Raw genomic sequence first — 11,404 nt, forward strand, 5'->3', positions numbered from 1 at the left:
TTGATGTTCAGTTTTAAGACAGCCGTCACTAATTGCTCTATCAGAACCACATTTATAACCGGTAACACGAGGGAAATATTATGAACTTAGCTCAGACAATCAATACCAAAAACACACCGTCGATGGCACACAAGATCAACGCTGACCTAGTTCAATTCGTCAATCAAGAAGTGTTGCCGCTAACAGGGTTAAACCAAGCACAGTTTTGGCAAGATTTTAGCCAACTGTTAACCGATCTTGCTCCAAAAAATAATGCGCTTTTAGCCCAGCGTGAAACGCTACAACAACAAATTGATCAATGGCATCAAGCCAATCCTAGCCAATTAAATACCGATCAATACCAAGCATTTTTACGTGACATTGGTTACTTGGTTGAGCAAGGCGATGATTTCCAAATAACCACCAGCAATGTAGATGAAGAAATGTCGATCATGGCAGGGCCGCAATTGGTGGTTCCGATTAAAAATGCTCGCTTTGTTTTAAACGCGGCTAATGCTCGCTGGGGCAGTTTATATGATGCAGCTTACGGCTCAGATGTGATTTCACAATCTGACGGTTTAAAGGTGGGCAAAAAATACAATCCTGCTCGTGGTAAGCATGTGATTGCTTTCGCTAAAACTTTTTTGGATGACAACTTTCCATTAAAAGAAGGCTCACATCACGACGTTCAAAGCTATTCGGTTTATTTTCACCACCTTTTAGCAACATTTCCAGATGGAAGCCAATCTGGTTTAGCCCAACCTTGCCAGTTTGTGGCTTCCAGTAACCCGGATGTGGAACCCACGTCTATCGTTTTAAAAAATAATGGTCTGCATATTGAGCTGATCATTAACCGCAAAGGAGCGATTGGTCAGCATAACATCGCTGGTTTAGATGATATTCAAATGGAATCGGCACTTTCTACCATCATGGATTTTGAAGATTCGGTAGCCGCGGTAGACAGTGAAGACAAAATTGAAGCGTACCGTAATTGGTTTGGTTTAATTACTGGCAACCTAACCGCGACCATCAACAAAGGCAATCAAACCCAGATTCGCCGCCTTAATTGCGATCGTAGTTACACCCATAAAAATGGCGATGACTACACCTTACATGGCCGCTCACTGTTGATGGTGCGTAACGTCGGTCACTTAATGACGAGTGATTTAGCGCAAGACCAACACGGCAACAATATGCCAGAAGGCTTGATTGATGCCGTGATCACCTCCTTGATTGCAGCTATCGAAATCAAAAATCCTCAAGCGTGTCGTGTCGCCAATAGCCGCACTGGTAGCATTTATATTGTGAAGCCCAAAATGCATGGCTCAGAAGAAGTGGCATTCAGTAACGAAATCTTTGAACGTGTAGAGAACATGCTAGAACTTGAACCAAACACCATCAAAATGGGCATTATGGATGAAGAACGTCGCACTACCGTTAATCTAAAAGAATGCATCCGCGCGGCGCAATCTCGTGTGGTGTTCATCAATACTGGTTTTTTAGATCGCACTGGCGATGAAATTCATACCAGCATGCAAGCGGGCGCATTCAAACCAAAAGCTGAGATCAAGCATCAAGCTTGGATTTCAGCTTATGAAAACAACAATGTTGACGTGGGTTTAGCGTGTGGTTTTGCAGGTAAAGCGCAAATAGGCAAAGGCATGTGGGCGATGCCAGAGGAAATGAACGCCATGATGAGCGCCAAGATCGCCCATCCACTTTCAGGTGCTAATACCGCTTGGGTACCATCACCAACCGCGGCGATTCTACATGCTATTCATTACCATCAAGTCAATGTATTTGAGCAACAACCAACGATTAGCCAACGTCCACCAGCAACAATTGAGGATTTATTACAGCTTGAATTACTGGCTGAAAATGAGCTGACTCAACAGCAAGTCGAAGCCGAGTTAGACAACAATATTCAAGGCATTTTAGGTTATGTCGTTCGCTGGGTTGAGCTGGGGATTGGTTGCTCAAAAGTACCAGACATCAACAATATTGAATTAATGGAAGATCGCGCCACGCTACGTATTTCCAGCCAACATATTGCCAACTGGTTATTACACGGTATCTGCCGCCCAGAGCAAGTTATGGACAGCATGCACAAAATGGCGCAAGTGGTAGACAGCCAAAATCAAGGTACTGAAGGATATAAAGCGATGTCGCCTCACACTGAACACAGTTTAGCGTTCCAAGCAGCAAGGGAGCTGATATTCCAAGGTCGCCATCAGCCAAGTGGCTATACCGAACCTTTGTTACACCAATATCGAGCTTGGGCTAAGGATCAATAAGAAAACGAGACACGTGTTATCCAAGATCTCCTACACCGTAGAGGCTCAATAGTGGAAGGAGATCCTGAACCACACGCCTTCGTCGCTATTCAGGATGACGGTAATAAAAATCGCGAAATTATAAATTTAATTCAATAACAAAAATCGTAGAGCAGCCTCGCTAAAAGAAGCAAAGCGCTCTTGCAATGAGAATCAAAGCAAATAGAAGGGAATCATTATGCCAAATACCACTACTCATTTATCAAATAGTCAGCAAAACAGCTACAAACAACAGCTTGCAGATGCGACCTCAATGATCGAAAAGCAAGGCAGCACTTGGAGTGCGATCACACCGCAATATGTGGCTCGTATGCGCCTGCAAAATCGCTTTAAAACCGGTTTGGATATCGCGCATTATACTGCGAAAATTATGCGTGAAGACATGGACGCTTATGATCTTGATTCATCTAACTACACTCAATCTCTAGGTTGTTGGCATGGATTTATCGGCCAGCAAAAGATGATTTCAATTAAAAAGCATTTTGAAACCACACGCGGTCGTTATTTGTATCTTTCAGGTTGGATGGTCGCGGCTATGCGATCTGAATTTGGCCCACTGCCCGATCAATCCATGCATGAAAAAACCTCGGTTCCTATGCTGATTGAAGAGCTGTACACCTTTTTAAAGCAAGCCGATGCTCGTGAGTTAAATCATTTATTTAAAGACTTGGACTCGGCTAAAGCTTCCGGTGACGACATCAAAATCCAAGCAGTACAAAAACAAATCGATAACTTTGAAACTCATGTTGTTCCTATCATTGCCGATATTGATGCCGGATTTGGTAACGAAGAAGCGACTTATTTACTCGCGAAGAAAATGATTGAAGCGGGTGCGTGCTGCATTCAAATTGAGAACCAAGTATCGGATGCCAAACAATGTGGCCACCAAGACGGAAAAGTCACCGTGCCGCACGAAGATTTTCTGGCTAAAATCAATGCCGTACGTTATGCATTTCTAGAAATGGGCGTAGAAGATGGCGTGATTGTAGCGCGTACCGATTCATTGGGCGCGGGGCTAACGCAAAAAATTCCAGTATCACAGACACCAGGCGATCTTTCCGATCAATACAACGCTTATATTGATGGCGTAGAAATTACGTCTCTATCTGAGCTTGAATCCGGTGATATGGTACTAAAACAAGGTAATGCAGTGATCAAACCCACTCGTCTGCCTAATGGTCTGATTCGCTTCAAGCCTGACACAGGTGAAGATCGCGTTGTACTAGACTGCATTACCTCCCTACAAAACGGCGCTGATCTATTGTGGATTGAAACCGAAAAACCTCACGTTGAACAAATTGCAGGCATGGTCAATCGAATTCGTGAGGTAATACCAAATGCCAAGTTGGTTTACAACAACAGCCCATCATTCAACTGGACGCTGAATTTCCGCCAACAAGTATTTGATGGTTGGAATGAAGCAGGAAAAGACGTATCCACTTATGAGCGTTCCCAATTGATGAGCCAAGTGTACGATGGTTCAGAATTGGCGCTAGAAGCGGATGAGAAAATCCAAAGCTTCCAACGTGATGCGGCGGCGCAAGCGGGTATTTTCCACCACCTGATCACGCTACCGACATACCACACAGCAGCACTTTCTACCGATAACTTAGCGAAAGACTACTTCGGAGAGCAAGGCATGTTGGCTTATGTGGCTGGCGTTCAACGTAAAGAGTTACGCCAAGGTTTGGCATCAGTGAAGCACCAAGATATGTCAGGTTCGAACATTGGAGATGATCACAAAGAATACTTCTCTGGCGACCAAGCACTAAAAGCCTCAGGTGAGAACAACACCATGAATCAGTTCTCTTAATAGCAAGTGACGAGTCACGAAGACGCTTAGCTCAAGAGCCGAGCTAAGAGACTCAACAATAACCATTCCCTTAACCAAAAGCTTCTCATCTCCCAGTTAGCGGTAGATGATGAAGCTTTTTTTATATTAAGAAAAAGCCTGTCATTCTGAAAATCGACGTAGGGGCGCAGTTCAGAATCTCCCACAACTATTGGCGTCTCAGCGTGCTTTAGGAGATTCCAAACAGCTCGTCCCTCACTTTTGGAATGACGGTAATTGGTCGATATGTTTTACTCGGATCTCGAGACTAGGAACTAAAAACCAATCCCCTCACCAACCCTGCCGCAATCGAAAACATAATCACCGCAATCACACTATCTAAAATCTGCCAGGTTTTCGGGTTGGCAAAAAATGGGATCAGTTTTTTGGCAATATACGCCACGCCATAAAACCACACTGCCGACGCCGTTAGTGAGCCAAGCAAAAACCATTTTTTCTCATCAAAAGTAAGCGATGAAGTGACACCGCCTAACACCACAATAGTATCGATATACACATGTGGATTAAGGAAAGTCATCGCAAGCGTCATCATTGCCACGGCCACCCAACTGCGATTGACATCACCAGAGTCAACATCTAGATGACTTTGGCCTTTCCATGCTGATTTAGCCGATAAAAATCCATACCAACATAAAAAGGCAATGCCAGCCAATGTTAAGGCATCGCGCCATATTGGCGCTTGTTCTAATAATGCACCCACACCTAGAATACCGGTTGAGATCATCAAAATATCGCCAAGAAAGCAAATGGTCGCCACCAGCATCACATGGTTATTCTTCAATCCTGACTTTAATAAAAAGGCATTTTGACTACCGATTGCCACAATTAAACTACCCGACAAAAATGCCCCTTTGACTACCATTGCCAACATGAGTGGATTCCTTAAAAACTTGAAGTGAAAACGTGAGACGCGCAGTATCACGCCAACTCATCATAAGTTAAAATTAAAATAACTTAACTAACATTAGATAAACTTATTTAATACACATTATGTTCGACTATAAATTATTGGAATCACTAGAGCGTATTGGCGCACTCAAAAGTTTTGACGCCGCCGCCAATGAGCTCAATATTACGCAATCGGCTATTTCTCAACGTATCAGTTCGCTTGAGCAAAAAGTGGGGGCGATTTTGGTTCATCGTGGCAAAGCTCTGTCATTAACTGAAACCGGACAAGCACTGGCTAATCATGTCATTAAGGTCAAACAACTCGAATTAGAGTTAAGTCATGTAATGGGCGATATGACCAAACAACATGCCATTAAAATCGTGGTGAACGCCGACAGCTTAGCCACGTGGTGGTTTCCTGCGATTCAACATTTTTCACAGCAACATGGTGTGATATTTGAACTCATTATTGAAGATCAAAGTGAAGGCTTAAAGCATCTGGAAGAAGGGTTAGTGCTGGGCTGTTTGTGTAGCTCAGAAAAACCACTCAATGGCACTCGTAGCTATTTTCTTGGCAATATGGAGTACCGTTTTTATTGCACTCATGATTTTTATCAACGTTACTTTTCCACTCACGATCGACATGCAGAGTTACCTCATGCGCCAGCTGTTATTTTTGGCTCCTCCGATAAACTACATAAACAATCCTTGCAACAATATGGCTTTAATCAGACTTATCCTTACCATATTTGCCCATCAAGCGAAGGTTTAGTGCACATGGTACTCAGCGGCCAAGGTTATGGTTTGCTGCCGCTCTTACAAGCGGAACCTTTTATTGATCAATTAGTTGAAATATTCCCACAACAGGACGGCGTACAAGTCCCACTGTATTGGCATTATTGGCACCAAAATGGTTCGCTGTTGGAAAAATTGTCGAATGTGTTGATCAGCTCAAATGTGCAAAAATTGATTAGATAAGAATTTAACTGAATAAGCAGTACGTTAGATAGACTAAAAAGCCCCGAACTTTCATTCAGGGCTTTGTGTTTTCATTTCAAATAAAGAGAATTATTTATCCTTCAATGCCAGCATGGCGCAACATGGCATCAATTTGTGGCTCACGACCGCGGAAGCGCTTGAACAGCTCCATAGGCTCTTCACTGCCACCCATTTCTAGGATGTTATTCAAGAAGCTTTGACCGGTTTCTTTATTGAAAATACCTTCTTCTTCAAAACGGGAGAATGCATCGCTGGAAAGCACTTCAGCCCATAAATAGCTGTAGTAACCGGCGCTGTAACCACCTGCAAAAATATGGCTAAATGCATGTGAGAAACGATTCCACTCTAAACTTGGCAGTACTGCAACCTTGGCTTTTACTTCAGCTAACGTCTCTAGCACTTTCGCGCCGACTTCAGGATCGTATTGCGAGTGCAGACTGAAATCGAATAGGCCAAACTCTAACTGGCGCAAAATAAACATTGCCGATTGGAAATTCTTTGCTGCCAGCATTTTATCGAGCATTTCTTTTGGCAGTGGTTCACCCGTTTGGTAATGACCAGAGATAAATGACAACGCATCCTCTTCCCAGCACCAATTTTCTAAGAACTGGCTTGGCAATTCAACCGCATCCCAAGGCACACCGTTAATACCAGATACATCGGCAACAGCTACCTTGGTGAGCATGTGGTGAATACCATGGCCAAACTCATGGAATAAGGTAACGACTTCATCATGGGTAAACAACGCAGGCTTATCACCCACTGGCTTGTTGAAGTTACAAGTTAGGTACGCCACTGGTGATTGGATAGAACCATCTTTCAAATTACGGCGCACGCGGCATTCATCCATCCACGCCCCGCCACGTTTATGTTCACGAGCGTATAAATCTAGATAAAAACTACCGCGTAATTCGCCTTTCGGATCTTTAATTTCAAAGAAGCGGACTGAATTATGCCACACTTCTACGCCTTCCTTTTCGCTTACAGTCATACCAAACACACGGTTTAATACTTCAAATAAACCCGAAACAACTTTAGCTTCTGGGAAGTATGGGCGCAGTTCTTCATCTGAAATTTGAAAAAGTTTTTGTTTTTGCTTTTCGCTGTAATAGCCGATATCCCACAAGTTCAATTCAGTCACACCACATTCTTGCTCAGCAAACTGACGTAGTTGCTCGACTTCTTTTTCACCTTGCGGCTTCACTTTGATGGCTAAGTCGTTTAAAAAACTCATCACTTGACCAGAGTTTTCTGCCATTTTAGTCGCCAGTGATTTTTCAGCGTACGAACTAAAACCTAACAAACGAGCGATTTCATGGCGTAATTTTAACTCTTCAGCCATAATTTCTGTGTTGTCCCATTTACCTGCATTTGGACCACGATCAGAGGCACGAGTCACAAAGGCTTCATACATTTCTTGGCGTAATGCTTGATTATCACAATAGGTCATCACAGGAATGTAAGATGGCATTTCAAGTGTTAACAGCCAACCGTCTAATTCTTTATCTTCTGCATTCGCTTTTGCCGCCGACACAGCCGATTCTGGCATTCCGGCTAATTCGGATTCTTCCGTGATCAGCTTGCTCCAACCCATGGTCGCATCCAGCACATTATTGGAAAAGGTTGACCCTAACTCAGATAAACGCTTACTTATCTCGCCATAACGTTTTTGCTCATCCGCAGGAAGTGCAATACCCGATAATTCGAAATCTTTTAATGCATCGGTAATTGATTTTTGTTGAGCGGTATTCAATGTGGCAAATTCATCACTGGTTTGGATCGCTTTATACGCATCGTACAAACCTTTATGTTGACCAACCCACGTGCCGTATTCGGATAGTAACGGCAAGCAAGCTTCGTACACTTCACGCAATTCATTGCTGTTTTTCACTGAGTTTAAGTGGCTTACTGGTGACCAAAGTCGACCAAGGCGATCATCAGTTTCAGTTAATGGCTCACAGATGGTATTCCAACTTGGTGCGGCGTCATTTTGTAATACTTTTTCCACTTGAGCGCGGCAATCGGCAATCGCTTGTTCCACTGCGGGCTGAACGTGTTCTGGTTTAATTTGAGTGAATGGCGGGAGGTCGGTAAAGCTTAATAACGGGTTAGACATGAATGCTTCCTTAATCACTGAAGGCGTAATCGCCAAGTTCTTTTAAAGCGAGAGACTTTATTGCTCAATGCTTAAATTCTAGATTATTTGTGTCTTTGTTATTAAATGTAGTCGATATAAGTAAAATTCAATGGGTAACGCGGTTTATCTTTTGTAAAGCATCGCCAGTCAATATTCGGTATCATGGCTATAATATTGAATTATTTTGAAGAGATCTTTCATGCTGAGTTATCGCCACAGCTTTCATGCTGGCAATCATGCCGACGTTGTTAAACATATTGTTCAAAGCCTTATTCTTAATGCTCTGAAGCAAAAAGATGCGCCATTTGTTTATCATGATACTCATGCGGGGGTTGGTCGTTACGATTTAACCCATGAATGGTCTGAAAAAACCGGCGAATACAAACAAGGGATTGCTCGTATTTGGAATTCTGAATTACCTGAAGAGGTGAGCAGTTACTTAGGCGCGATTCGAAACTTAAACGTTGATAATGAACTACGTTATTATCCAGGTTCTCCACGCGTAGCACGTGCTCACTTACGAACAAATGATCGCATGGTTCTTACTGAGCTACACCCTAGTGATTTTCCGTTACTTGAACAAGAATTTCATCGTGATCGCCAAGTATCTATTCATCAAAAAGATGGCTTTGCTCATTTAAAAGCATGTTTACCGCCAAAAGAACGCCGTGGTTTAGTATTAATAGATCCACCTTATGAATTGACGCACGAATACCAAGATGTAGTGAAAGCAATTGGTCAAAGTTATAAACGCTGGTCAACCGGCGTATACGCTATTTGGTACCCAGTGGTTTACCGTCGTAATATTGATGACATGATGAAAGGCTTAAAAGATCTCGGGATTCGTAAAATCCTGCAAATTGAATTAGGTGTTTCAGCCGATAGTGAAGAACGAGGAATGACAGCTTCAGGCATGATCGTGATTAATCCGCCGTGGAAGCTAGAAAGTCAGATGCAGGAAATCTTACCATTATTACAACAATCGATAGCACCATCTACCGGATTTTCTAAAGTAGATTGGATTGTCCCTGAATAATCGAACTCACAACAATGGGGGTTGCAGTTCTGGTGGGCGATCCCCATTATGAATAAATAACTCACAAACTTAATAATCATGAGCATGCTGATAATATCACATGCCTTCAACACAGTTACGGAGAACAAGATGACGCATTTTGATTACATTTGTATTGGTGGCGGCAGTGGTGGCATCGCATCAGCTAACCGTGCAGCAATGTATGGTGCAAAAGTAGCACTGATCGAAGCACAAGATCTCGGCGGTACTTGCGTTAACGTTGGTTGTGTACCGAAAAAAGTAATGTGGCATGGTGCACAAGTAGCTGAAGCCATCAATTTATACTCAAAAGATTACGGCTTTGATGTTGAAGTAAAAAGCTTCAATTGGGCTAAAATGGTCGAAAACCGCCAAGCATACATTGGTCGTATTCATCAGTCTTACGACCGTGTTTTGGGTAACAATAAAATCAATGTAATCCGTGGCTTTGCGAAGTTTGTCGATGCAAAAACAGTTGAGGTAAACGGTGAACTTTACACCGCCGATCATATTCTGATTGCCGTTGGCGGGCGCCCAAGCATTCCAAACGTACCAGGTGCTGAGCACGGTATTGATTCCAATGGTTTCTTTGATCTAAACGAACAACCAAAACGTGTTGCTGTCGTTGGCGCAGGTTATATTGCCGTCGAAATCGCTGGCGTATTAAGCGCTCTCGGCACTGATACCCATTTGTATGTCCGCAAAGAATCACCACTACGCAGTTTTGATCCTATGATTGTGGAAACCTTGGTTGAAGTAATGAATACCGAAGGTCCAACACTGCATACTCATTCTGTTCCTAAAGAAGTGATTAAAGAAGCCGATGGCAGTATCACTCTCCACCTTGAAAACGGTGAAAGCCAAAATGTTGATACACTTATTTGGGCAATTGGACGCCATCCAACCACTGATGCTATTAACTTAAATGTGACTGGTGTTGCCACTAATGACCGCGGTTATATTAAAGTCGATGAATACCAAGAAACCAACGTGAAAGGTATTTATTGTGTGGGCGACATTATGGAAGGAGGTGTTGAACTGACTCCTGTGGCTGTGAAAGCTGGCCGTCAATTGTCTGAGCGTCTATTCAATGGGCAGACTAACGCCAAAATGGACTATGATCTCATTCCTACTGTAGTATTCAGCCATCCTCCAATTGGTACTATTGGTATTACTGAACAGCAAGCGATTGAACAGTATGGTAAAGATAATATAAAGGTTTATCAGTCAGGATTCACCGCAATGTACACCGCTGTCACGCAACACCGTCAACCATGTAAAATGAAGTTAGTTTGTGCCGGTAACGATGAAAAAGTTGTCGGACTACATGGTATCGGTTTTACAGTTGATGAAATGATCCAAGGTTTTGCAGTTGCTATGAAAATGGGTGCAACTAAGGCAGATTTTGATGCCGTTGTTGCAATCCATCCAACAGGAAGCGAAGAATTTGTTACCATGAGATAGGACTTTATAGAACCATACTATTCCCCAAACACCATCCACTAGGGCTAGTATGGTTCAACTTAAAAGACTTTAACCGCACTTAATTACCTCTCTACACCTACCCCCCTCTTTAAGAATAAAAACAATTCTTAAGATCCTTAGGCACGCTCACCTCAATGGTCTATTAGTTTGGTTTCAATGTGAAGGAAGATTTGGCCAACAAAAATTTGGGTAGAGAAAAGGCACCTATCCAAGAGCTTAAGGCTCACCTTATCTAGAACGAGACAGGACAAACAAAAAAGCCTCCCATAAATGGGAGGCTTTAATAATATGAGCCTAGCGATGTCCTACTCTCACATGGGGAGACCCCACACTACCATCGGCGCTATTGTGTTTCACTTCTGAGTTCGGTATGGAATCAGGTGGGTCCACAATGCTATGGTCGCTAAGCAAAATCTGACGACAAATTTGAAGAAGTCGTAAACTTTAAATACTGGTGCTGATACCCAGACTCGAACTGGGGACCTCACCCTTACCAAGGGTGCGCTCTACCGGGCTGAGCTATATCAGCATTTTGTTTTAAGCATAAAAAAGCCCGTTTAAAACGGGCTCTCTTAAATTAAAAGCCTGGCGATGTCCTACTCTCACATGGGGAGACCCCACACTACCATCGGCGCTATTGTGTTTCACTTCTGAGTTCGGCATGGAATCAGGTGGGT

Annotated in this window: 7 protein-coding genes, 1 tRNA gene and 2 rRNA genes; 5 read left to right on the forward strand and 5 right to left on the reverse strand. The window is 43.0% G+C overall.

Going from position 1 to position 11,404, the window contains the following annotated elements:
- The first annotated feature begins 80 nt into the window (after positions 1–80).
- Entirely contained in the window at positions 81–2,273 is a 2,193-nt protein-coding gene (locus HC725_RS07700; protein WP_190331243.1) for a malate synthase G, read from the forward strand.
- Positions 2,274–2,565: 292 nt separating this feature from the next.
- Positions 2,566–4,125 carry an isocitrate lyase gene (locus tag HC725_RS07705; RefSeq protein WP_238928462.1) on the forward strand — a complete coding sequence of 520 codons (1,560 nt, stop codon included), beginning with the start codon at positions 2,566–2,568 and terminating at the stop codon, positions 4,123–4,125.
- Between the two features lie 286 nt (positions 4,126–4,411).
- Here the strand turns inward: HC725_RS07705 and HC725_RS07710 are convergent, their stop codons facing one another.
- Positions 4,412–5,035, reverse strand: coding sequence for a LysE/ArgO family amino acid transporter (locus HC725_RS07710; RefSeq protein ID WP_190331245.1), 624 nt, complete (start codon positions 5,033–5,035; stop codon positions 4,412–4,414).
- 119 nt (positions 5,036–5,154) lie between these two features.
- Here HC725_RS07710 and HC725_RS07715 point away from each other — a divergent pair, with 119 nt between their 5' ends.
- Positions 5,155–6,030: an ArgP/LysG family DNA-binding transcriptional regulator gene (locus HC725_RS07715; RefSeq protein ID WP_190331246.1), complete on the forward strand. Its 876-nt coding sequence runs from the start codon at positions 5,155–5,157 to the stop codon at positions 6,028–6,030.
- A 94-nt stretch (positions 6,031–6,124) separates the two neighbouring features.
- On the opposite strand, the gene prlC is transcribed toward HC725_RS07715, so the two are convergent.
- Positions 6,125–8,167: an oligopeptidase A gene (gene prlC / locus HC725_RS07720; protein ID WP_190331247.1), complete on the reverse strand. Its 2,043-nt coding sequence runs from the start codon at positions 8,165–8,167 to the stop codon at positions 6,125–6,127.
- 220 nt (positions 8,168–8,387) lie between these two features.
- Here prlC and HC725_RS07725 point away from each other — a divergent pair, with 220 nt between their 5' ends.
- On the forward strand, positions 8,388–9,224 hold the full coding sequence (locus HC725_RS07725; protein ID WP_190331248.1) for a 23S rRNA (adenine(2030)-N(6))-methyltransferase RlmJ: 837 nt from the start codon (positions 8,388–8,390) through the stop codon (positions 9,222–9,224).
- A 129-nt stretch (positions 9,225–9,353) separates the two neighbouring features.
- A complete protein-coding gene (gene gorA / locus HC725_RS07730; RefSeq protein ID WP_190331249.1) occupies positions 9,354–10,706 on the forward strand; it encodes a glutathione-disulfide reductase in 1,353 nt (450 codons plus the stop codon).
- A gap of 313 nt (positions 10,707–11,019) precedes the next feature.
- Here gorA and rrf (HC725_RS07735) read toward each other — a convergent pair.
- The 3 genes from rrf (HC725_RS07735) to rrf (HC725_RS07745) all read right to left on the reverse strand — a co-directional run.
- A 5S ribosomal RNA gene (gene rrf, locus HC725_RS07735) occupies positions 11,020–11,135 on the reverse strand.
- Positions 11,136–11,179: 44 nt separating this feature from the next.
- Positions 11,180–11,256, reverse strand: a tRNA-Thr gene (locus HC725_RS07740).
- A gap of 54 nt (positions 11,257–11,310) precedes the next feature.
- Positions 11,311–11,404: ribosomal RNA gene (gene rrf, locus HC725_RS07745) — 5S ribosomal RNA — on the reverse strand; the annotation flags it as partial.

It is taken from the genome of Vibrio sp. S17_S38 (assembly GCF_014694375.1).
Classification (GTDB): domain Bacteria; phylum Pseudomonadota; class Gammaproteobacteria; order Enterobacterales; family Vibrionaceae; genus Vibrio.